Below are 20391 nucleotides of genomic sequence, written 5' to 3'. Positions count from 1 at the left end.
TTGGGGGCTTTGGAAAGGCAGGAGTTCCGAGGAAGAGTAAGGGTATAAAGGGCGCATGCCCGATCCATCGAGGGTCGGGCATGCGCTGCGATCCTACAGGATCGCGTGGGCCAGGATCATGACGATACCACAGCCCAGCGCATAGCCGGTGTCGACCGCAATGGCGAAGCCGCTTTTTTGCGCCCATGTCCCGACCGAGGCTGTCTGCGCCGCCACCGCAAGGATCGCAAGCAGGGCGACGCCCAGGCTATTGGTGGTCTCGGTCACCGTGATTACCGCAGCCAGCAGGATCAGGAACACGATCTGTGTGGCCATCGCGCCCAATGGCAGGGTTTCGGGCGGCGTCGGGTCGATGCGGGTGCCCTCGGCCCAGCGTTTCTGAAAGCCCATAGGGCCGTAGACCAGCCAGCCCAACAAAAAGGCAGCGGCCACCCCTGCACCGAGGGCCAGCCAGTTGATCATAGTGCCGTCTCCAGCGCCGCAAGGATAGCGGACCAGCCGCCCTCGTGATTGTCCCGGCTTTCCTGCGTGGGAAAGCGGATGTGGTGCAGCCGCAGCTCGGTACCCTTTTCGGTGGGTGTGAAATCCAGTGTGACCGTGGAATCGTCTTGGCTGTAGGGCGAATTCCAGGTGAATTGCAGCCGGTTGGGGCGGTCGATGACCTTGTATTCGCCCTCATGCGGCAAATCGCCAGCCTCGGGCGCGCGCATGATGATTTTGAACCGGCCGCCGACCTTGGCGTCGGAATGCGCTTCGGGCACGGTCATGCCCGGTGCCGGCAGCATGAATTTTGCCAGCATCTCGGGGTTGAGCCAGGCATCAAACACCTTTTCGGGTGGATGTGGAATGGCGCGCGTTATTTCAAGTGACAGGTCCGTCATCTTCTGGGTCCTCCAAAGCAGTTTCCAAGGCGTCCAGCCGAAGCGCCCAAATCGAACGCAACCCGGCAAACCAAGAATCAACGGCTGATAAAGGAGCCATCTGAACCTCGATCAGATGTTCGCGCCATTCGGTCCGGCGCTGCACCAGCTCGGCGTTTTCCAGCACCTTGATGTGCTTGGAGACCGAGTTGAGGCTCATATCGAATTGCCGCGCAATGTCCGTCACCCGCAATGGCCCCTGCTGCGCAAGCATCGTCAGAATTGCGCGGCGGGTCGGGTCGGACGCGGCCTTCAATATTGCATTGAGGTCATATCGACTCTCTCGTTCAACCATTTGGATGAATTACAACCTTATTCTGCTTCAGTCAACCATTTGGGTGAATAACATGTTGAAACCCTGATTGACCAGTCGCCAAATGCACCCTTTGGATAAGGGTTTGGCCCTGATCGGTGCAGATGTGGCCGAATACAGTCTGAGTCAGGTAAAATTTGGGGAGGACATGTGTGGCAAACGATTTTGGTGGAGCCACTGACTACAGGTGAGATCGGACCGTATTGGCCGCGTCTCCAGCTTAAAGAAGATGATCCATTCTATTATGATCGTGCAGAAAGCGGATTTCATATATCCGGGATCAAAGCGGGTCTGGGCCTATTGCAACGAATCTTCTTTGCTACGCGGTTGGGGAGACCCCAATTCTTCTTCTTTCAATATGCCGCGGAGGATTGCGGCAGTTTCCACCTCGGACATTCTTTTTACGATGCCATCTGTGCCAGAGACCATTGTTGACTTTTTTTCTGATTTAGGAGCCTGGGAAAGGTTTGCTGCAAAAACGCGGTTCAAAACTGATTTTAGAGGCATTGTTTAACTCCAGTAAAATAGTCGTCAGACACTGTCGCTGCGGGCCAGTCCGAACCACGAGGGTGGGAGGGCTCAAAGACCGTTTGCCGTGAGTGTGTACCCGCAGCGACAGGCGGCATTTAGGAACCGACCGATCCTGTGCAAAGGGGGAAGATATTGGCCTTTCGCGTCATTTTTTGACTCTCTGATAAAAAAACACGACGTTGCTTACGTTTACGTCAACTTTCTAAACCAGCGCTGAGATTCTGCGACGCAACGTCACAATTTGACACCTGTTCATCACGGGCAAATTCAACGGTCCTGAAGGCAAAAAAGCGGCCGTCTTTAGAGGCGATTCTATCGTGCAAGCAGGCGGAACCGTGGCTCCCAATAAAAACGGGCGCGCCCATTGTGGGCGCGCCTTGAAAAGGGAGGACTATGAAAAACCTAACGCTCGAAAAAAAATAAGCGCCTACTCACTACAGTTCCTAGACTGCAGCGATTTGAGCAGCTTGTCGGTGAAGTGGATCACACGGCGCGAAAAAAGTTTCCATCGTCCGAGATGTTGTCGTGATCGGTCATCGAGAAGGCAGCGAAAGGCTTTGCTTCAAGGTCGGAGAGAACCCCAAAACCAAATACGCCCGCCGAATGGCGAGCGTATCATGATCTATAGGCTTTTCAGCCTCTGTATCAAAAACAGCAGCGCGCGCTTAGCGGCGGATGCCCAGCTTTTTGATCAGGTCCTGGTACCGTGCTTCTTCTTTGCCTTTCAGATAGTCCAGCAGCTTACGGCGCTGGGCAACCATCTTCAGAAGACCACGGCGACCGTGGTTGTCTTTCTTGTGGGTCTTGAAGTGCTCGGTCAGGGTGGTGATGCGCGAGGTCAGGATGGCAACCTGGACTTCTGGCGAACCGGTGTCGCCGTCCTTGGTTGCGAATTCTTTCATGACGCGATCTTTTTCAGCGGCAGTAATCGACATCGGGGTCTCCTTTGAAAAGGTTAGGGTTGATGGCACAGGCCGGGATGTCGTCCAGCGCAGGCCCATGGAGAAAACCGCATCGATTCCGACACGGATGCGCGCGTATAGGCGCATTTGCGGTCAATGGCAAAGGGATTCTGGAAATTCAGCCCAGCGCGCTGAGCTGCGCCAGGTCGCCTGAGGATATCAGTTGAATGTCATCGGCGCTGACTCCGTCTGCCCCGATCAGCTGCACCACGTTCTGCCCGTCGACAATTACTTGGGTCAGGTTCTCGTCTTCGGTGTCTGTCTTGATCTGAATGTCGGGGTTTTCCTGACCTTCCCATGAGATCAGCAGCTTGTCTTGACCGGGCTGAAAATCCATGACGGTTACGGCGTCGTCATCCGGTTCGGGCGAAACAGCGATGTCATCATCGCCTTCGCCTCCGGTTACGATATCCCCGCTTTCAGCAATGATCGTATCATCCCCGGCGCCACCGTTCAGGAAATCCACCGCGTCGGGGTGCTCTCCATCCTGACCGTCCAGAATATCGTCGCCATCACCGCCGAACAGCACGTCCTCGCCTTCGCCACCGCACAACCGGTCATCACCAAACCCGCCATGCAGTGCGTCATCGCCCTCACCGCCGATCAGAATGTCGTCATCCTGCCCGCCATACAGCTCATCCTCGCCCATCCCGCCGTCCAGGTGATCTGCGCCGAAATGCCCGTAAAGTGCATCATCCCCCTCATCGCCCGAGATTTGATCGTCGCCCGCCCCTCCGTGAAGGACATCCTGGCCAGTGCCGCCAAAGATCGTATCAGCGCCTTCTCCCCCATGCAGGGTGTCATCGCCTTCGCCACCATAAATCGTGTCATCGCCCGCATATCCATTGATCTGATCGTCGCCTTCCAGACCGGTCAGGATGTCCAGATCCTCGGTACCTGCGATGATCATGTCGCCCTCGATTTCGGATATGATGGTCCCGGTCGAAATCTCGGGCGCTTCGGGTTCCTCGACATTCTCACCGACGTCAAGGAATTCGCCTGTTTCGACCGCAGGAGGCTGGTCGTCGACGACATCGTCCTCACCGGGATCTTCATCTATGTCAAAGACATCGCCGATGGCATAGGCGGCCCCGCCGACAGCCGCCAGACTCAGCAATCCGATCAGAAACATGACAACCTCCTTGAACGCATTGCTTCGAGGGTGAAATGTCTCATGCAATCAGGGCTTTGGTCAAAGCCTAGCTGAGCTTGTGGTTAACCCTTTGTCACCAGGGTTCGGGGTTTTGCGTGTAAGCGATATAGAGCGGATGCTTGGGGTGGCCGTCCTTGGTAAGCCCAAGGTGGTACATCGGCTGACCGGTGCCGCGCAGCAGGGTTTCGACGGCGGTACCTCGATCCAAATGCGCGCCATGGGTGCCCCAGGCAGCGATGACCTGATCGGCCCAGTCCACGCCATTCAGAATGGCCATGTCATTCTCAGGCCCCACCGGATCGGCGGCGGCCCGCATCTTGCGTGGATCAGTATCGCGCCATGCAAAGATATTGGTGACCTGAAACGCGCCGAACCCCAACGCGCGCGCCCGGCGTTCGCAGCGTTCAACTGTGGGATCGTTCTGCACCTCGGTCGCGGTGGAGGGATTCAGCATCACAAACAGCGCCTTGCGCCCGGCCGGATCCCAGATGCGCGTCAGGCTATAGCGGTATCTCTCGCAATCCGAATAAACAGCGGTCGAGGGCGCGTCGCCCTTGGTATGTGTGCGCGTGATCATGGGTTTCGACTAGCACGCAGATTACGTGACGAACACCCGGCTGGGATGCAATTCGCCGGATTTATAGATGCCGACCGCCACCGCCTGACCATCCAGCGAGGCCCAGGCCTCATCCCCGTATTCCACATCGGACGCCAGAACCATACCAGGGTTGCCGTTACGCAGACGGGTCGCACCTTCGGGGGTGCATTTCAGTTCGGGCAGGTCCGATAGGCCAGTTTCCAGCGGGTGCAGGAAATCATCCAGCGCGGTGGTTTTGGCCATCTCGTCGATCTGTTCAATGCTCAGTCCGTCTTTGGTCTCGAACGGGCCGGACCAGATACGGCGCAGCTCGCGGACATGGCCGTAGCATCCCAGCGCCGCGCCCAGATCACGCGCGATCGATCGGACATAACCACCCTTGCCGCAGGTCATTTCCAGCATGACGTGGTCGGCATCTGGGCGATCAACCAGAACCAGTTCCTCGACCCACAGAGGGCGCGCAGCGAGTTCCACATCCTCGCCATCGCGGGCCAGCTTATAGGCACGTTGCCCGTCGATCTTCACCGCCGAGAATTTCGGCGGGACTTGCATGATTTCACCAATAAAGGGCGCGAGGGCCTCTTTGATGTCATCATCCGAAGGGCGCGCATCGCTGCTTGCGATTACCTCGCCCTCGGCGTCATCGGTATTGGTGGCCTGACCCAGTCGCACGGTGAAGGTATAGGCCTTGAGTGCGTCGGTGATATAGGGAACGGTTTTGGTCGCCTCACCCAAAGCCACGGCCAGAACGCCGGTGGCCTCGGGGTCCAGCGTGCCCGCATGGCCCGCCTTCTTTGCGTCCATTGCCCAGCGCACCTTGTTGACCACGGCGGTCGAGGTCATGCCCGCGGGCTTGTCCACCACCAGCCAACCGGAAATGTCGCGACCCTTGCGTTTGCGTCCCATTGTGCACCTTGTTCTATGCCGAGGCGCGCGAGTTAGCGGATCGGTCTGGCCCTGTCAATTTCAGGGCGTGTCTTCAACCACACCGACAATCGGCCCCAGCGAGAACCCGACATCGGATCGGCTGTTCGCCCGGTCATACATGCGAGAGATATTGCCATCAAAGAACAGCGCATTCGGCGTTTCCAGCACATCGCGGAACAGGCTGCCGAATTGGTGGAAGGTGACGTAATCCTCGGAAATGGCGAACACCGCGCGAGTGCCATCGGCGCTGGTGCCCACGCCATTGCGCACATAAACCGACGTCGAATCAGGCAGGAACCTTGGGTGCAGCTCTCCGTCGATGACAAGCATCGGGCCGGATTGGCTGGCAAAGCGACATTCGAGGGCCTGATCAATAAACTCGAGCGTCTCATACACGTCGGCGCGGCCCTCACGGATGCAGAACACCCCGTTGGGCAGAAGGCCGAAGTTTCCGGGACCGGGGTTCGGGATCACACGCATCTGCTCCTGCCCGTCCTCGACATAATGGCCGACGGGCGAGCGGTCGTCGTGATACATGCCTGCGTTCATCGCAAAGGCCAGACGCTTGCCAACGGGCTCCAGCGCCTCATTCACCGCCGAGAAATGCCCTAGCAGGTCGCCATTCTCGTCATTGAGGAACAAGCGCATGTCCTCATTCGCGGCATCCACCTCGCAGACAGTGTAGCGTTTGTTACTATGCGTGACCTTTTCGCATGTCACTGCCCCGGTTTGTGCCGCCCACAGGAAAGCGCCCAAAGTGACAAATGCCCGGATCACTCGTCGAGATCGCGGCGCACCGCGTCCTGATCGAACATGCGGCGGGTGTCATCCAAACGGTCGAATGTGTCATCCAGCCGGAATCGCAGATCGGGGGAGAATTTTAGCCCGACCTTTTTACCAACCATGCGCCGCAGCTCGTGTTTGTTGCGGGCCAGCAGTTCGATTACATCCTCCTGCCCTTTGCCGCCCAGGGGCAGCACAAAGGCGGTGGCGATCTTCAGATCGGGTGAGGTGCGCACCTCACCCACGGTGATTGACATGCGATTCAGGTCGGGATCGTGGACATCTCCGCGCGCCAGAACCTCGGACAGGGTGCGGCGGATCAGTTCGCCGACACGCAGCTGTCGTTGGGACGGGCCGGGGCCATCGTGGAATTTGTTCTTAGCCATATCCCCGATCTAAGCGCAAAGCGGGGCTTTGCCAAGCGGGTGCGAACCGGGTAGGAGGCTTTGAGCCAATCAATGCGAAAGGACCAGCGCAATGACCCATATTCCGGGGATCGTCATCACAGGGGCTTCGGGCCGTATGGGTCAGATGTTGATCAGGACCGTGACCGACAGTGATCAGGCCCGCCTGGTCGGCGTGGTCGAGCGCACGGGTCATGATTGGGTTGGGCAGGATGTGGGCGTGGCCATGGGCGGTGCAGCGCTGGGCGTTACGGTGACCGACGATCCGCTGGAGGCCTTTGCCCAGGCGCAGGCCGTGATTGATTTCACCGCACCCGAGGCGACGCTGGAATTCGCCGCGTTGGCGGCGCAGGCGCGCTGTGTGCATGTGATCGGCACTACCGGGATGAGTGACGAGCAGATTGCCGCTTTGGAGCCGGCCTCACGTCATGCGGTGATCGTGCGGGCGGGAAATATGAGCCTGGGTGTGAACCTGCTGGTACAGCTGACCAAAAAGGTCGCTGCCGCGTTGGATGAAGATTTCGATATCGAGGTGATCGAAGGGCATCACCACCACAAGGTCGATGCGCCCTCGGGCACCGCGCTGATGCTGGGCGAGGCCGCTGCCGAAGGGCGTGGTGTAGATCTGGCTGAGGTGTCCGATCGGGGCCGCGATGGTATGACCGGCGCGCGCAAACGGGGCGATATCGGGTTCCATGCCATTCGCGGCGGCGACATCGTGGGTGAGCATGACGTGCTATTCGCAGCACCGGGCGAACGCATCGTGCTGCGCCACCTGGCCACTGACCGCGCCATTTTCGCGCGCGGCGCCCTGAAAGCCGCACTTTGGGGGCAGGGTAAAGCGCCTGGCCAATATGACATGGTGGACGTTCTGGGGCTTTGACACCGCCCGGGAGCCGACAGACCGACTACAACTCTCGGATCTTATCTGCGCGCAAAGGGCAGGCGAGATAGACGCCGAATTCTTTGCCGATATCCGCACTGACCCGCGCGTGAACCTTGCCCTGCCGATCCAGAAAACGCTGATTGTCCTCAACCGGGAATATCCCCTCGTGCCAGATGCCAGGATGGATATACAGCCCGCGTGACCCATCACACCAAAAGGCCACCACCTTTTCCGGTGTCAGATTGTCGCCCGGCAATGCGGCAGGGATGATGAAAGGCTTGTTGTCGATCGGCCAGAACATCTGTCCGCCATCGGGGTGATAGTTCATGTGCCAAAGCAGAACCTGATCGCGCGGAGCAGTTTGCCGGTTGGCGTTGGCCTGTTGCGGATCAGTGGACCAGCCGAGGACATTGTGGCCGTTGACCGCTTCGTTCTCGCCGTAAAGGACGTCCCCTTTCCACTCACCATGAAATGTGCCTTCGACCCAACCGGCCTCATCGCCGGTACCTTCGTCGATGGACCGCCAACCCTGTTGCGGCCAACGGACGATTTCAATTTCGAATTCTTCGGGGTCGTCGACCAGACAGCCATAGTCCTTGACCGACTGGTCTGTAGCACGGATCAAGGGGACCTCGTGCCAAGGCAGGGAGGGTTTGGTGTTGGCCTCAAAAATGTATTCTGGGGCGTTCATGTGAACTCCTGATATTTTTCGACCATTCGCTGCACCATCGGCGCAAAATGGTTGAAATCGGGGGTTTCCATGTCTGCACGTTTACCTGCTTCGTCCAGATAACGCACCTGAATGATCTCTTTCAGGTTCGGGTTCTGCTCGAATTCGGCAACTTCTCTGGCACTCATCGGCCCGCCTTGCAGTTCCAGTGTATGAACCGAAGCCGTGGACAGGCGGTTGAAATATTCGGGCTTGGTAGCGCAAAGATACCGTTTGGCCGCCACGTGATAGCGGCAGCAATCGGTGATAACTGACGGAAAGAACTGTTCCAGCACCTCGGCGCCTGCATCTTCGTGATGGCGGTCTTCGGTGTCGTCGGGGTGGTACGTGCCGAATTCGGATGTGAAATGACCGATATCATGCAGCAATGCCCCTACGATGATCTCTTCGGGCATGCCGTTCTGTTCGGCAATGGTCGCGCCCTGCAGCATGTGTTCTGCCATGGTGACGGGTTCGCCCAGATATTCCTCGCCGCCGCGGCGGTCAAAGATATCCCCGATGAAGGCCACGATATTGTCGGGGGTCAGGGTCGAGAAATCAGGTTTCATTCCGCCGCCTCCAGTGTCGCCAGTTCCATCGCCGCCAGGGTTGACAGTAAGCCGTCCTTGTCGGCGTAGCAGCCTTGCAACCACCGCGATCCGGCGCCGGAATAGCCCAGACGCGCGTGCAGGACGCGGGTGTTGTCAACGATGAAGCTTTCACCCGGCTCCAGCTTGAACGACACGCCCATGGCCGGATCGTCGATTATCTCACCCAACTGGCGATAGGCGGCGTAATAGGCCTCCATCAGATCGAAAGGGATGTCCACAAACGGAGCCGACGAGCGGTTGTTAAAGCGGATACCGATCAACTCGCCATCGGGCGATAGCTCAATCATTGGGCGGCGCGACCGCAGGCAGACCCCGTCCGAGCCCTTGTATTCGAACCGCGCCGGGAAACCTGCCAACAGCGCAAATCCATCGGGGTTCTGATCGCGCAGTTTTTCCGCCGCCCGGAACCCGTCCACAACAATGGAATCGCCACCCTCGGCGCTGTTCTCCAGGCAGTACAGGATCTGCAATGTCGGTACCGGGTCGCGATAAGGGTTGTCCGTGTGCGCCTGCAGGCCAAGCCCTGTAAAGGCCAGGTTGGTCGGGTTCACCTCGGTTCGAACCTCGAAATAGGGGCCATAGTTGGTCTGACGGACGTATCCGAACAGATCAGCCACCTTCAACAGGGATTCCGGTTCGGTCGGGCCACTGGTCAGTTTGGCAAACCCGTATTCGGCGACCATTGCCAGCCAGCCGCGCTTGGCTGCGGGGTTGGCGTGGACGTCGCTCCAGTCGGCGCTGGGCGCGTCGAGCCCTTGCTCCCAGGTGGTGATCCCGGGCGCGGTGCGGCCAAAGGTGCGGCTGTCCTCTTGGTCATAGCTATGCGCAGCCAGCCAATCGGCGGGGAAAGTGACAGTCTTGTTTTCGGGTTGAAATGTGACAGTGAGGTCGCCGTTGGCCACTGAGGCAGCGCTGACCATGGTATCGGCGGGGATATCGCCAATGGTGATCAGGCGCTGTCCGTTGCCCGGTGCCCGTGTGTCAGGATCAAGCGCGTTGTCGCGTAGCCAGATGGCGTGAAAGCGGGCACTTGGGCCTGTATCGAATTCCACGGTGACGATTGACGGAGTATGGGTGGCAGAGCGCAGCATGGGGTTTCTCCTGTTCGCGCGGGCTTTGCTTGAGGATATACGCCCCCTGTGGCATTACGACAATTAATCCTTGTTACTGCTGAGGCCTGGAAAAACTTATGGATAAAAAGAAGATCGGCTTGCCCCCTCTGGACTGGTTGCGCGTATTCGAAGCGGCGGGGCGGTTGGGTGGATTCTCGGCAGCGGCGCGCGAGTTCGGTCTAACGCAGGCTGCCGTCAGTCAGCGCATCGGCAACCTTGAGGCCTGGTTGGGCCGCACGCTGTTTGTGCGCGAGGCGCGCGGTGTATCGCTGACAGTCGAGGGCGAAAGCTATCTGCCGCTGGTTCAGGACAGCTTGCAGGCGCTCGAGCGCAATACCGAAGACCTTTTCGGAAAATCCCCGCGCGAATTGCGGGTGGCTGGCCTGTCGTCCCATATTAAAGCCCTCGTCATACCCGCTCTTGCACGTTTTCACGACCTGCGCCCCAAAGTTCGGGTGCTGACAGATTCTGTGGCGCGACGGTCTTCGTTGGATGAAGAAAGGACTTGGCTTCAAATCCGCTATGGGCGTGGGGCGTGGCCCGGGCGAGATGCCGAACTGATTGCGGCCGAAGTGCTAGTGCCGATGGCAGCGCCGGGTGTGGATTGGTCCGCGCCCTTGATTGATCTGCGCGGTGAAAGGCCCGGCTGGCGTGATTGGGCGAAAAACACCACTCAGACCGACCTGCCGCCCTCGAAAATGAGCTTCGATTCGATGGAACATGCGATTTCGGCGGCTCGGCAGGGTTTGGGCGTTGTGTTGGGATCCATGCCCTTGGCGCAATCGGACTTGCGAGCGGGGCGGTTGCGTCGACTGGATTTGCCCGAATTGAACGCAAAAGATGGCTATTGGCTGACCTGGCCCGAAGAGCGTGCGAAATCCAATAAGCAACGGGTGCTCATCGCGGATTTTCTGCAGGCACTGCGCGGGGATTGATCAGAAATCTATCGCGATGCCTTTCTTTTCCCAATCGCCATAACGTGCAGGATCGGGGCCGTCGCGTCCGCCCAGCTCTTTGGGTTGCGCTTTTGCGTCGGCTTCGGCCTTGCGGCGGCGGTCCTCCGCCTCGGCCAGCGCGCGTTGGGCGGCAGGCGGCAGGTCTTTGGGCTCGTCATTCATGACATCGGGTTCCTTTCAGTGCATTGGCTTGATATACGCCCCCGTCCGCCCTTGGCAATGCGGACGAGGGTCACATCAAAGGCGATTCAATGTCCGATAACGCAACGGCCGCGCGACGCAGCGCAATCTACCTTCTGGATCAGATCTTGGGTGAGGGGCGGCTGATGTCAGAATGTCTGGCTGCAGGTGCGCTGGAGCGATTGGCACCAGAAGACCGGGCGCGGGCACAGCGGCTGGCGTTGCAAACGCTGCGTGGGCTCGAACGCGCCGACCGTCTGTTGGACAATCACCTGAACCGCACCCCCGCCCTGACCGTGCATAATGCCCTGCGTCTGGGAGCGGTTGAGCTGTGCCATGGCGAGGCAGCGCATGGCGTCGTAAATTCCATGGTTGAGATTGTCGGTCGCTCGCGCAAGCATGGGCGGCTCAAGGGGTTGGTGAACGCGGTTCTGCGCAAGGTCGCGGCGGAAGGGCCAGAGGCTTGGCCGAAAATGCGCGTGCCTCGCCTACCCGAGTGGCTGCGCGATCCGTTGATCATGGCCTGGGGTGCCGAGGCCGTGACCGGCATGGAGCTGGCGCATTTCGAGGGCGCGCCGCTGGATCTTTCGGTCAAGCCAGGGGCAACTGCGCCGGGTGAGGAACTGCCGACCGGATCAATGCGGATAAAGGATGCCGGGCAGGTTTCGGCCCTGCCGGGATATGATCGCGGCGATTGGTGGGTTCAGGATGCCGCCGCCGCGCTGCCCGCCCGTGTTCTGGCACCCAAGGCCGGAGAGAAAATTCTGGACCTATGCGCCGCGCCCGGCGGCAAGACGCTGCAGCTGGCGGCTGCGGGGGCGGATGTAACCGCACTCGATATCTCGGAATCGCGGCTGGAACGGGTGCGCGAGAACCTGACGCGCACCGGGCTGAAGGGCGAAGTCATCGCAGGCGACGCGCTGGAACACCAGGGCCAGTATGACGCCATCCTGCTGGATGCGCCCTGTTCCGCCACCGGCACGATCCGCCGCCATCCTGATCTGCCCTTTGCCAAGGACGGGTCGGAATTCGGCGCACTGATCGAGCTGCAAACGCAGATGCTTGCCCATGCCTGGACCTTGCTGAAACCCGGCGGGCGGCTGGTATACTGCACCTGTTCCCTGCTGCCGGATGAGGGCGAGGTGCAGGTCGAAGAGGCGCTGCAGATGTATCCGGACATGCAGGTGGACCGGGCCGCTTTGCAGGTCGCAGGGATCGAAACCAGCTGGATCACGGAAGAGGGCGGTTTGCGTCTGCGGCCTGACTATTGGCCGGGCACGGGCGGCATGGACGGGTTCTATATCGCCTGTCTGACGAAATCGACCTAAAGGCACGCTTTTCGATGACTTGACGATTGCTCCGGTCTATCGTTGGGTCTCAGGCGCCAGCAGAGCGCAAGGGGCAGAGTAACGAGCGTCATGTCAAATTCGGACACCATGGCAAACCGATGGTCGCGGTTTCAGAACCGGCTTTATGCGCGGCTCAGTCAGCGGCGCAAGGCCGTTACCGGATTTGTGGGCGATCCGGAACCACGCACGGTTGGATCATTTGCGCGCGGGCGTCAGTTGGTGGCTGGGAACCTGCTGTTCTCGGGCTATCTGGTTGAGGCGCAGGATACAGGCTTATGGGATGTCACCGCGCCCAGCACCGGATTCGATGATGAACGCCACGGTTTTGCCTGGCTGGATGATCTGGCGGCTGTTGGCGACATCCGGGCGCGCGAAAAGGCGCAACGCTGGGTCTGGGGCTGGATCGAAGCACATGGGCGCGGGCACGGGCCCGGTTGGGCACCTGATCTGACAGGCCGGCGAGTGATGCGTTGGATCAATCACGCGATCTTTTTGCTGCGCGGTGTGGATGAGCAACAAAGCAAGGTCTTTTTCAGTTCGCTATCTCAGCAGGCCTGGTTCCTGTCGAAACGCTGGCATGCTGCGACGCCTGGCCTGCCCCGGTTCGAGGCGCTAGCCGGTCTGGTGCAGGCTGGTTTGGCTTTGGAAGGGCTTGAGCAGATGGCAGAGCCCGCCCTGCGCGCTCTGGCGCGGGAATGTGACAGTCAGATAGATCAAAAAGGTGGTATCTCCACGCGCAACCCCGAGGAGCTGCTGGAAGTCTTCACGCTGCTCGCCTGGACATCGGCAGCACTTAGCGATTTGGGGCGGGGTACACCTGGGGCGCAGGCGAATGCGATTAAACGGATGGCCCCGACCATGCGTAATCTGCGTCATTCGGATGGTGCACTGGCCCGTTTCCACGGGGGCGGGCGCGGGGTCGAGGGTCGTCTGGATCAGGCTCTGGCGCAAAGCGGCGTCAGACCGCAGAGCGAGAACGGCCTGTCCATGGGATTTGCCCGTCTCTATGCGGCACGGACCAGTGTGATAATTGACGCCAGTTCGCCGCCCAAAGGGGATGCGTCATATAACGCACATGCGTCGACCTTGGCGTTCGAGCTGACCTCGGGCCGCCGACCTCTGATTGTGAATTGTGGGTCTGGGGAAACCTTTGGGCTGGAATGGCGTCGGGCCGGGCGCGCCACGCCGTCGCATTCGACACTTTGTCTTGACGGCTTTTCAAGTGCGCGTCTGACCTCAGCTGTTCCTGGTACGGAACGTGAAGGGCTGGTCGACGCGCCAAAGGATGTTCCGGTCGAGTTCGAAGACGCGTTCGAGGGAACCCGGTTCATGGCCGGGCACGATGGCTATACCAAAGTGTTCGGCCTGACCCACGCCCGAACGTTCGAGCTGCGCTTTGACGGGCGGGAGCTGACCGGCGAAGATATTCTGCTTACCACAAGTGACAGGGCCAAGCGGCAATTTGACAAGGCGCTGGATGCGTCGAACCTGACTGGTATCGGCTTTGACATACGGTTCCATCTGCATCCGGACGTGGATGCGGCGATAGATTTGGGCGGTGCGGCGGTGTCCATGGCGCTCAAAAGCGGTGAGATTTGGGTGTTCCGCCATGATGGTGTGGGGAAATTGTCAATCGAGCCAAGTGTTTACCTTGAAAAGGGCCGTTTGAAGCCACGCGCGACAAAACAGATCGTTCTATCTGGCCGCGCAATGGAGTATGCGACGCGCATCCGGTGGACGTTGAGCAAGGCGCAGGATACAGCCTTTGCCGTGCGCGACCTGCACCGGGACGAGCCCGAGTTTGACTGACGCCAAAAGGACCTTTGGACCCATGACCGATCTTCACCCCGTGCGCCGCGCGTTGCTTTCCGTATCCGACAAGACCGGGCTGATCGAGCTGGGTAAGGCGCTGGCCGACCGCGGGGTCGAGCTGTTGTCGACCGGCGGCACAGCAAAAGCGTTGCGCGATGCGGGGTTGGAGGTGAAGGATGTCAGCGAGATCACCGGTTTCCCCGAGATGATGGATGGCCGGGTCAAAACGCTGCACCCGATGGTGCATGGCGGCTTGCTGGCCTTGCGTGACAATGACACCCATGTCGCCGCGATGAACGAACACGGCATCGACGCGATCGACCTGCTGGTAGTGAACCTCTATCCGTTCGAGGCGACCGTGGCTAAAGGCGCTGGCTATGACGAATGTATCGAGAATATCGACATCGGCGGCCCAGCGATGATCCGTGCCGCGTCCAAGAACCACGCGTTCGTCAATGTCGTGGTCGATGTCGAGGATTACTCGTCGCTGTTGGATCAGCTGGACGAGAATTACGGCAAGACCGCATATGGTTTCCGTCAGTGGTTGGCCCAAAAGGCCTATGCCCGCACCGCTGCTTACGATACCGCCGTGTCGAACTGGATGGCCGATGCGCTGCAGCTTGAGGCCCCCAGACGCCGCGCTTTTGCTGGCGAGTTGAAACAGACACTGCGCTATGGCGAGAACAGCCATCAGACCGCTGCATTTTATACCGACGGTACCAACCGACCCGGTGTGGCGACCGCCCTTCAGCATCAGGGCAAGGAACTGAGCTATAACAACATTAACGACACCGATGCGGCGTTTGAGCTGGTGGCGGAATTCGATCCCGTCAAGAGTGCGGCCTGTGCCATCATTAAGCATGCCAACCCGTGTGGCGTTGCGACAGGAGGCACGCTGCTGGACGCCTATAAGGCCGCGTTCGACTGTGATCGTACCTCGGCCTTTGGCGGGATCGTGGCCCTGAATCAGCCGCTGGATGCTGAAACCGCGCAGGAAATCACAGGGATTTTCACCGAGGTTGTGATCGCGCCTGGCGCCTCAGATGAGGCCAAGGCGATCTTTGCCGCCAAGAAAAACCTGCGCCTTCTGACGACCGAAGGCCTGCCGGATGTGACCGCCGGTGGCAAAACCGTGCGTCAGGTCGCGGGCGGTCTGTTGGTGCAAGACAAGGATAACGGTTTCGTCGGCATGGATGACCTGACGGTTGTCACCAAGAAGGCCCCGACGGATGAACAGATGCGCGACCTTCTGTTTGCCTGGAAGGTGGCAAAGCACGTGAAATCCAACGCCATCGTCTATGTTAAGGACGGCGCGACCGTGGGTGTCGGCGCTGGCCAGATGAGCCGCGTGGATTCGGCCCTGATCGCGGCCAAAAAGGCCGAGCGCATGGCCGATGTTCTGGGCCTGCCACAGCCGCTGACCATCGGCTCAGCGGTGGCTTCGGACGCGTTCTTCCCCTTTCCCGACGGTTTGATGGAGGCCGCAGAGGCCGGGGCCACCTGCGTGATTCAGCCTGGCGGCTCGATGCGAGATGACGACGTGATCGCCGCCGCAGATGAGGCCGGTCTGGCCATGGTCTTTACCGGCATGCGGCATTTCCGTCACTGATGCGTGCCCGATTGCTCCTCTGGGCGGCGCTGACCGCGTTTCTGATCGACCAGATCAGCAAGTACCTGGTCGTTCATGTGATGCGCGTGGCCGAAGGGCCGATCAGCGTTCTACCGCCCTTTCTGGTGTTCAGATATGGCGAGAATCGCGGCATCAATTTCGGCCTGTTTCAGGGCAATGGCGACGCCGCGCGCTGGGCTCTGATCGGAGTTTCACTGGTGATTTCAGTGGGCGTGTTGATTTGGTTGATGCGCTCGGCCCCCTCAAAGCTCATGTTGGTCTGTGGCGGCCTGCTGATCGGCGGTGCGCTTGGCAATGTGGTGGACCGCGTGTTGTACGGATATGTGCTGGATTTTCTGAACATGTCCTGCTGTGGTTTCGACAACCCCTATGTGTTCAATCTGGCCGATGTATTCATATTCGCAGGTGCGTTCGGGTTGGTGCTGTTTGATAGGAAAAAGCCCTCGTGACGCGGGTTTGGAAATACGATAAAAGCGCCTGAAACAGGCTGGAGACTTTCATGCGGTTGCCGCGTTCCATATTTGTTGTGACTATGAGTCTTGCGGTTGCGGGATGTTCGGATATCGGTCTGCGCCACCTCGAGCCGCCGGGCCCGGGCCCGGACGAGTTTGCGATTTTGCCGGTCAAACCTCTGACCCAGCCCGAGAACTACAACTCCTTGCCCGCACCGACACCGGGTGGCACCAACCTGACCGATGCCAATCCCACAGGGGATGCTATTGCCGCGCTGGGTGGGAATCCGGCTGCTTCGAATCCAAATACCGCTGTGCCTGCCTCTGATGGCGCGCTTGTCACGGCCTCCAGCCGATATGGCGTTCCGTCAAATACACGGCAAGTCGTCAACCAAGAAGATGCGGATTTCCGCAAGCGTCAGGGGCGTTGGACCCGTCTGCGGCTGTTCAACGTAGACCGATATTCGCAGGTTTACCGTCGCTGGGCTATCGACCCGAACAAGCAAACCCAGGCTGCGCGAAACGCTGGGATCGAAACGCCATCGGCGCCGCCGGTCAATGAATAATTCTTAACTTTCCGTCATCGGGGTTGAACCCGCGCGGCACCACCGTAGTTTGAACACCAGAAACGAAACGGAGGATGCCCCATGGTTCGGGCTCTGGCACTGTCGGCTGCTCTGATCGCCGCCACCCCGGTTTTTGCCGAAGATGGGCACGAGGCGGTCACCACCTTTACGCTGGATAACGGTATGGACGTTGTCGTGATCGAGGATCACCGCGCCCCAGTCGTGCAGCACATGGTCTGGTATCGCGCCGGATCGGCGGATGAGCCGGTTGGTTCGTCCGGTGTGGCGCATTTTCTGGAACACCTGTTGTTCAAGGCCACCGACACGCTGGAGGCGGGCGAGTTTTCTGCCACCGTCGCGGCCAATGGCGGCAATGACAACGCGTTCACCTCGTATGATTACACCGCCTATTTTCAGCGTGTTGCTGCCGACCGGCTTGAGTTGATGATGCGGATGGAGTCAGACAGGATGCGCAATATCCGCCTGTCCGATGACGACATCGCCACCGAGCGCGACGTGATCCTGGAAGAGCGTAACCAGCGTACCGAAAACAACCCGCGCGCCCTGTTCGGTGAACAGGTCAGCGCGGCGCAATACCTCAACCACCGCTATGGTGTCCCCGTTATCGGTTGGAAACATGAGATGGAAACGCTGGACCTGGACGATGCACTGTCCTTCTATCAGATCCACTATTCGCCAAATAACGCCATCCTGGTGGTGACCGGCGATGTTGAGCCAGACGAGGTCAAATCCCTGGCCGAGCAATATTACGGGGTAATCCCGGCAAACCCGGACCTGCCCGAACGGGTGCGATCACAGGAGCCGCCACAAACCGCTGAACGCCGTCTGACCTTTAAGGATGCGCGCGTATCGCAGCCCTATGTTCAGCGCAGCTATCTTGCACCCGAACGGGACGCAGGTGCGCAGGAAAAAGCCGCCGCCCTGTTCCTTCTGGCTGAATTACTGGGAGGCAGCACGACGTCGTACCTGAATGAAAAACTGCAGTTCGAGCAGCAAAAGGTCGTCTATACCGGTGCGTTCTACCGAGGCGTGTCGCTTGACGATACCACATTTGATCTGCTGGTTGTTCCGGCCGAAGGCGTGTCGCTGCAAGAGGCCGAGGATGCGATGGATCAGGCCGTGACCGATTTCATCGCCGAAGGTGTGAACGAAGAGGATCTGGATCGGATCAAGATGCAGCTGCGCGCCGCGCAGACCTATGCGCGTGACAATGTGGACGGGATCGGCAATCGCTATGGCCGTGCCCTGACCAGCGGGCTGACGGTCGAAGATGTACAGGCTTGGCCTGATGTCCTGCAGGCGGTGACCGGTGATCAGATCATCGCCGCCGCGCGCGAGGTGCTGCAGCCTGAAACCTCGGTCACGGGCTGGCTGATGCGAGACGAAGAGGTAACGCAATGAAGCGGATATTTATAACTCTGATTGCTTTGGTCATCGCAGTTCCTGCATGGGCCGAGATCGAGATTGAAGAAGTCACCTCGCCGGGTGGCATCACCGCATGGCTGGTCGAGGATCACTCGATCCCCTTCACCGCCCTGGAGCTGCGGTTCCGCGGTGGCACGTCGCTGGACGACCCGACAAAGCGCGGCGCGGTGTATCTGATGAGCGGCCTGATCGAAGAAGGCGCTGGCGAAATGGATGCCCGTACCTATGCGCGCGAGCTGGAATCTCTGGCCGCGTCGTTCGGGTATAGCGCCTCGGACGATTCAGTGTCGATCTCGGCACAGTTTCTGACCGAAAACAGGGATGAGGTGATTGACCTGCTGCGGACCACGATTCACGAACCGCGTTTCGATCAGGATGCAGTAGACCGTGTTCGCGCTCAGGTTCTGTCGGGTCTGCGGTCAGATCAGACCAGCCCCAGTGACATTGCCGGGCGCAGCTTTGCGGAAATGGCCTATGGCGATCACCCCTACGGCTCCGAAGGCAAGGGCACGATCGAGAGTGTCAGCGCCTTGACCCGCGATGATGTGGTCACGGCATATGAGAACGTGTTTACCAAGGATCGTCTGTATGTAGGCGCGGTCGGCGATATCACCCCAGAGGAACTGGGCGCGGTGCTGGACGAGCTCTTGCTTGATCTGCCGGATACCGGCAAACCGATCCCTAAGCGGGCCGATGTGACGATCACTGGCGGAGTGAGCGTGATCGAGTTCGATACGCCGCAATCGGTGGCTCTGTTCGGCCATGCCGGGATCGACCGCGACGACCCGGATTTCTTTTCCGCCTATCTGTTGAACCATATTCTTGGCGGCGGGGGTTTCGAAAGCCGCCTGATGCAGGAAGTGCGCGAAAAACGCGGTCTGACCTATGGCGTGGCGACCTATCTGGTGCCAAAGGATCTGGCCTCTGTGTATCTTGGGTCGGTGTCCTCTGCCAATGACCGTATTGCCGAAGCCGTTGATGTGATCCGCAACGAATGGGCGCTCGCCGCATCCGAAGGGGTCACTCAGAAGGAGTTGGACGACGCCAAGACCTATCTGACCGGTGCCTATCCACTGCGCTTTGATGGCAACAGCCAGATCGCTGGGATCATGGTGGGTATGCAGATGGAGGATTTGCCTATCGACTATATCGCCACACGCAATGACAAGGTGAATGCAGTGACGCTTGAGGATGTGAACCGGGTGGCCTCCGAACTGCTGGACCCAGATGGTTTACACTTTACCATCGTTGGCAAACCCGAAGGTCTGGACGGCTGACCCTTAGGCCGCTGCAGGTCTTCTCTGGGCCTGCAGCGTGTGCTTGTTGCTGTTCAACAGCTTTTGCCGTGTATGTCGGAAATGCGCTGCTTTCAATGCATCGTCGATATGGCGGCTCCGCCGCAGCAAGCGCATCAGGCTGATATTGTCGAAGACCAGGCATTTGGTGGGTTCGGTGGCTATTACCGTGGCTGTGGCAGGCAGCCCAAGGCCAAAGGTCAGCTCTCCCAAAATCTCATCTTCTCCACATTGGTTGATGACCCGGCCGTTTTTCAGGATCGTGGTCCGCCCCTTTAAGACAAAGCCCAAAAAGTCGGTTGTCTTGCCTTCTTCGATCAGGATGTCACCGTTTTCATAGGTCTTGACGGCGGCGGTGTTCAACAGTTTCCGGGCTTGGTGGGGTTTCAGCGATTCAAGGTGCAGGGCAATGAACTGACGTTCGTCATCTGAAAACCGAAGCAGATGCCGGGACAGAAACCCGCGCAGCAGGCCCAGGATCGAGATCGAGATATAGGCCAGCTGAATGATCGAGCCCGCGAGGTTGAATTCTTCCGACATGCTGAACAGAACACATCCGGCTGCGGCGATCACAAGCAGGGGGTAGAGGCTGCCGTTGCCCCGGATGATCCCCATCTGCAGCAGAAAATAGCTGGTGATGTAGAGGCCCGCGCCAAAGACGCCGATCATCGTGGCGACCTGAACCAGTTCAGGAAACTCGTATGGAAAACTCAGCATGGACCGATCCAACCTTGTTAAGACTGGGTCCAAGCTGAGGGATAGTGGCGGCGCTGTATATGAACAATGTCACATGTTA

At 59.2% G+C, this 20391-nt stretch carries 24 protein-coding genes; 9 read left to right on the top strand and 15 right to left on the bottom strand.

Annotation, left to right across the window (positions count from 1 at the left end; genetic code table 11):
• Positions 1-93: 93 nt before the first annotated feature.
• From AC2FH9_RS15140 to rbfA, 10 genes are all read right to left on the bottom strand, one after another.
• Positions 94-462: a DUF1761 family protein gene (locus AC2FH9_RS15140; RefSeq protein WP_496872078.1), complete on the bottom strand. Its 369-nt coding sequence runs from the start codon at positions 460-462 to the stop codon at positions 94-96.
• A complete protein-coding gene (locus AC2FH9_RS15135) occupies positions 459-881 on the bottom strand; it encodes an SRPBCC family protein (RefSeq protein WP_496786989.1) in 423 nt (140 codons plus the stop codon). Before AC2FH9_RS15135 ends, AC2FH9_RS15140 begins: the two co-directional genes overlap by 4 nt.
• The gene (locus AC2FH9_RS15130; protein WP_142640011.1) at positions 862-1215 is read right to left on the bottom strand and encodes an ArsR/SmtB family transcription factor; all 354 of its coding nucleotides are present in this window, start codon (positions 1213-1215) and stop codon (positions 862-864) included. Before AC2FH9_RS15130 ends, AC2FH9_RS15135 begins: the two co-directional genes overlap by 20 nt.
• 315 nt (positions 1216-1530) lie before the next feature.
• Positions 1531-1740, bottom strand: a complete 210-nt coding sequence (locus AC2FH9_RS15125) for a hypothetical protein (RefSeq protein ID WP_142640013.1) — start codon at positions 1738-1740, stop codon at positions 1531-1533.
• Between the two features lie 689 nt (positions 1741-2429).
• Entirely contained in the window at positions 2430-2699 is a 270-nt protein-coding gene (gene rpsO / locus AC2FH9_RS15120; protein ID WP_142640015.1) for a 30S ribosomal protein S15, read from the bottom strand.
• Positions 2700-2844: 145 nt separating this feature from the next.
• Complete coding sequence (locus AC2FH9_RS15115) at positions 2845-3858, bottom strand: calcium-binding protein (protein WP_496872076.1); 1014 nt, start codon at positions 3856-3858, stop codon at positions 2845-2847.
• Between the two features lie 94 nt (positions 3859-3952).
• Positions 3953-4456, bottom strand: a complete 504-nt coding sequence (locus AC2FH9_RS15110) for a DUF1643 domain-containing protein (RefSeq protein ID WP_271952111.1) — start codon at positions 4454-4456, stop codon at positions 3953-3955.
• A 21-nt stretch (positions 4457-4477) separates the two neighbouring features.
• The gene (truB, locus tag AC2FH9_RS15105; RefSeq protein ID WP_496707056.1) at positions 4478-5383 is read right to left on the bottom strand and encodes a tRNA pseudouridine(55) synthase TruB; all 906 of its coding nucleotides are present in this window, start codon (positions 5381-5383) and stop codon (positions 4478-4480) included.
• A gap of 60 nt (positions 5384-5443) precedes the next feature.
• Positions 5444-6181, bottom strand: coding sequence for a phosphodiester glycosidase family protein (locus AC2FH9_RS15100; protein ID WP_496703547.1), 738 nt, complete (start codon positions 6179-6181; stop codon positions 5444-5446).
• Positions 6178-6573 carry a 30S ribosome-binding factor RbfA gene (gene rbfA / locus AC2FH9_RS15095; protein ID WP_142640024.1) on the bottom strand — a complete coding sequence of 132 codons (396 nt, stop codon included), beginning with the start codon at positions 6571-6573 and terminating at the stop codon, positions 6178-6180. The genes AC2FH9_RS15100 and rbfA overlap by 4 nt, the downstream gene beginning before the upstream one ends.
• A gap of 91 nt (positions 6574-6664) precedes the next feature.
• On the opposite strand from rbfA, the gene dapB reads away from it, so the two are divergent.
• On the top strand, positions 6665-7474 hold the full coding sequence (gene dapB / locus AC2FH9_RS15090) for a 4-hydroxy-tetrahydrodipicolinate reductase (RefSeq protein WP_142640026.1): 810 nt from the start codon (positions 6665-6667) through the stop codon (positions 7472-7474).
• A 25-nt stretch (positions 7475-7499) separates the two neighbouring features.
• Here dapB and AC2FH9_RS15085 read toward each other — a convergent pair whose 3' ends face one another.
• Genes AC2FH9_RS15085 through tmpA form a run of 3 tightly spaced genes read right to left on the bottom strand, consistent with a single transcriptional unit; the run spans position 7500 to position 9888 of the window.
• The gene (locus AC2FH9_RS15085) at positions 7500-8168 is read right to left on the bottom strand and encodes an ureidoglycolate lyase (RefSeq protein WP_496872073.1); all 669 of its coding nucleotides are present in this window, start codon (positions 8166-8168) and stop codon (positions 7500-7502) included.
• Complete coding sequence (gene tmpB / locus AC2FH9_RS15080; RefSeq protein WP_496709473.1) at positions 8165-8755, bottom strand: (R)-1-hydroxy-2-trimethylaminoethylphosphonate oxygenase; 591 nt, start codon at positions 8753-8755, stop codon at positions 8165-8167. Before tmpB ends, AC2FH9_RS15085 begins: the two co-directional genes overlap by 4 nt.
• On the bottom strand, positions 8752-9888 hold the full coding sequence (gene tmpA / locus AC2FH9_RS15075; RefSeq protein ID WP_282022384.1) for a 2-trimethylaminoethylphosphonate dioxygenase: 1137 nt from the start codon (positions 9886-9888) through the stop codon (positions 8752-8754). Before tmpA ends, tmpB begins: the two co-directional genes overlap by 4 nt.
• 98 nt (positions 9889-9986) lie before the next feature.
• Between tmpA and AC2FH9_RS15070 the strand changes: the two genes are divergently transcribed.
• Complete coding sequence (locus tag AC2FH9_RS15070; RefSeq protein WP_496872071.1) at positions 9987-10844, top strand: LysR family transcriptional regulator; 858 nt, start codon at positions 9987-9989, stop codon at positions 10842-10844.
• Here AC2FH9_RS15070 and AC2FH9_RS15065 read toward each other — a convergent pair whose 3' ends face one another.
• Positions 10845-11027, bottom strand: a complete 183-nt coding sequence (locus AC2FH9_RS15065) for a DUF1674 domain-containing protein (RefSeq protein ID WP_271952127.1) — start codon at positions 11025-11027, stop codon at positions 10845-10847.
• A gap of 89 nt (positions 11028-11116) precedes the next feature.
• Between AC2FH9_RS15065 and AC2FH9_RS15060 the strand changes: the two genes are divergently transcribed.
• The 7 genes from AC2FH9_RS15060 to AC2FH9_RS15030 all read left to right on the top strand — a co-directional run bounded on the left by AC2FH9_RS15060 (position 11117) and on the right by AC2FH9_RS15030 (position 19577).
• Positions 11117-12373: an RsmB/NOP family class I SAM-dependent RNA methyltransferase gene (locus AC2FH9_RS15060; protein ID WP_496872069.1), complete on the top strand. Its 1257-nt coding sequence runs from the start codon at positions 11117-11119 to the stop codon at positions 12371-12373.
• A 90-nt stretch (positions 12374-12463) separates the two neighbouring features.
• Entirely contained in the window at positions 12464-14203 is a 1740-nt protein-coding gene (locus AC2FH9_RS15055) for a heparinase II/III family protein (protein WP_496693042.1), read from the top strand.
• A 22-nt stretch (positions 14204-14225) separates the two neighbouring features.
• Positions 14226-15815, top strand: a complete 1590-nt coding sequence (gene purH / locus AC2FH9_RS15050; protein WP_496872067.1) for a bifunctional phosphoribosylaminoimidazolecarboxamide formyltransferase/IMP cyclohydrolase — start codon at positions 14226-14228, stop codon at positions 15813-15815.
• Entirely contained in the window at positions 15815-16285 is a 471-nt protein-coding gene (gene lspA / locus AC2FH9_RS15045) for a signal peptidase II (RefSeq protein ID WP_496709475.1), read from the top strand. Before purH ends, lspA begins: the two co-directional genes overlap by 1 nt.
• A 50-nt stretch (positions 16286-16335) precedes the next feature.
• Positions 16336-16854: a DUF3035 domain-containing protein gene (locus AC2FH9_RS15040; protein WP_271952136.1), complete on the top strand. Its 519-nt coding sequence runs from the start codon at positions 16336-16338 to the stop codon at positions 16852-16854.
• A gap of 81 nt (positions 16855-16935) precedes the next feature.
• The gene (locus AC2FH9_RS15035; RefSeq protein ID WP_496872065.1) at positions 16936-18276 is read left to right on the top strand and encodes a M16 family metallopeptidase; all 1341 of its coding nucleotides are present in this window, start codon (positions 16936-16938) and stop codon (positions 18274-18276) included.
• Positions 18273-19577 carry a M16 family metallopeptidase gene (locus AC2FH9_RS15030; RefSeq protein WP_496872063.1) on the top strand — a complete coding sequence of 435 codons (1305 nt, stop codon included), beginning with the start codon at positions 18273-18275 and terminating at the stop codon, positions 19575-19577. The genes AC2FH9_RS15035 and AC2FH9_RS15030 overlap by 4 nt, the downstream gene beginning before the upstream one ends.
• A gap of 3 nt (positions 19578-19580) precedes the next feature.
• Here AC2FH9_RS15030 and AC2FH9_RS15025 read toward each other — a convergent pair whose 3' ends face one another.
• A complete protein-coding gene (locus tag AC2FH9_RS15025; RefSeq protein WP_281996041.1) occupies positions 19581-20312 on the bottom strand; it encodes a Crp/Fnr family transcriptional regulator in 732 nt (243 codons plus the stop codon).
• Positions 20313-20391 lie beyond the last annotated feature (79 nt).

The organism is Ruegeria sp. CDSC081 (assembly GCF_059610485.1).
This window is presented reverse-complemented; position numbering and strand designations above follow the sequence as displayed.

Bases quoted from the DNA above. Each gene is read 5' to 3' on its own strand.
- AC2FH9_RS15115 (WP_496872076.1), bottom strand. From the start codon at position 3,858: ATGTTTCTGATCGGATTGCTGAGTCTGGCGGCTGTCGGCGGGGCCGCC.
- AC2FH9_RS15025 (WP_281996041.1), bottom strand. From the start codon at position 20,312: ATGCTGAGTTTTCCATACGAGTTTCCTGAACTGGTTCAGGTCGCCACG.
- AC2FH9_RS15110 (WP_271952111.1), bottom strand. From the start codon at position 4,456: ATGATCACGCGCACACATACCAAGGGCGACGCGCCCTCGACCGCTGTT.
- rpsO (WP_142640015.1), bottom strand. From the start codon at position 2,699: ATGTCGATTACTGCCGCTGAAAAAGATCGCGTCATGAAAGAATTCGCA.
- lspA (WP_496709475.1), top strand. From the start codon at position 15,815: ATGCGTGCCCGATTGCTCCTCTGGGCGGCGCTGACCGCGTTTCTGATC.
- AC2FH9_RS15070 (WP_496872071.1), top strand. From the start codon at position 9,987: ATGGATAAAAAGAAGATCGGCTTGCCCCCTCTGGACTGGTTGCGCGTA.
- rbfA (WP_142640024.1), bottom strand. From the start codon at position 6,573: ATGGCTAAGAACAAATTCCACGATGGCCCCGGCCCGTCCCAACGACAG.
- AC2FH9_RS15035 (WP_496872065.1), top strand. From the start codon at position 16,936: ATGGTTCGGGCTCTGGCACTGTCGGCTGCTCTGATCGCCGCCACCCCG.
- AC2FH9_RS15085 (WP_496872073.1), bottom strand. From the start codon at position 8,168: ATGAACGCCCCAGAATACATTTTTGAGGCCAACACCAAACCCTCCCTG.
- AC2FH9_RS15055 (WP_496693042.1), top strand. From the start codon at position 12,464: ATGTCAAATTCGGACACCATGGCAAACCGATGGTCGCGGTTTCAGAAC.
- AC2FH9_RS15140 (WP_496872078.1), bottom strand. From the start codon at position 462: ATGATCAACTGGCTGGCCCTCGGTGCAGGGGTGGCCGCTGCCTTTTTG.
- purH (WP_496872067.1), top strand. From the start codon at position 14,226: ATGACCGATCTTCACCCCGTGCGCCGCGCGTTGCTTTCCGTATCCGAC.
- AC2FH9_RS15030 (WP_496872063.1), top strand. From the start codon at position 18,273: ATGAAGCGGATATTTATAACTCTGATTGCTTTGGTCATCGCAGTTCCT.
- AC2FH9_RS15130 (WP_142640011.1), bottom strand. From the start codon at position 1,215: ATGGTTGAACGAGAGAGTCGATATGACCTCAATGCAATATTGAAGGCC.
- AC2FH9_RS15060 (WP_496872069.1), top strand. From the start codon at position 11,117: ATGTCCGATAACGCAACGGCCGCGCGACGCAGCGCAATCTACCTTCTG.
- AC2FH9_RS15135 (WP_496786989.1), bottom strand. From the start codon at position 881: ATGACGGACCTGTCACTTGAAATAACGCGCGCCATTCCACATCCACCC.
- AC2FH9_RS15040 (WP_271952136.1), top strand. From the start codon at position 16,336: ATGCGGTTGCCGCGTTCCATATTTGTTGTGACTATGAGTCTTGCGGTT.
- AC2FH9_RS15065 (WP_271952127.1), bottom strand. From the start codon at position 11,027: ATGAATGACGAGCCCAAAGACCTGCCGCCTGCCGCCCAACGCGCGCTG.
- AC2FH9_RS15125 (WP_142640013.1), bottom strand. From the start codon at position 1,740: ATGCCTCTAAAATCAGTTTTGAACCGCGTTTTTGCAGCAAACCTTTCC.
- tmpB (WP_496709473.1), bottom strand. From the start codon at position 8,755: ATGAAACCTGATTTCTCGACCCTGACCCCCGACAATATCGTGGCCTTC.
- truB (WP_496707056.1), bottom strand. From the start codon at position 5,383: ATGGGACGCAAACGCAAGGGTCGCGACATTTCCGGTTGGCTGGTGGTG.
- dapB (WP_142640026.1), top strand. From the start codon at position 6,665: ATGACCCATATTCCGGGGATCGTCATCACAGGGGCTTCGGGCCGTATG.
- tmpA (WP_282022384.1), bottom strand. From the start codon at position 9,888: ATGCTGCGCTCTGCCACCCATACTCCGTCAATCGTCACCGTGGAATTC.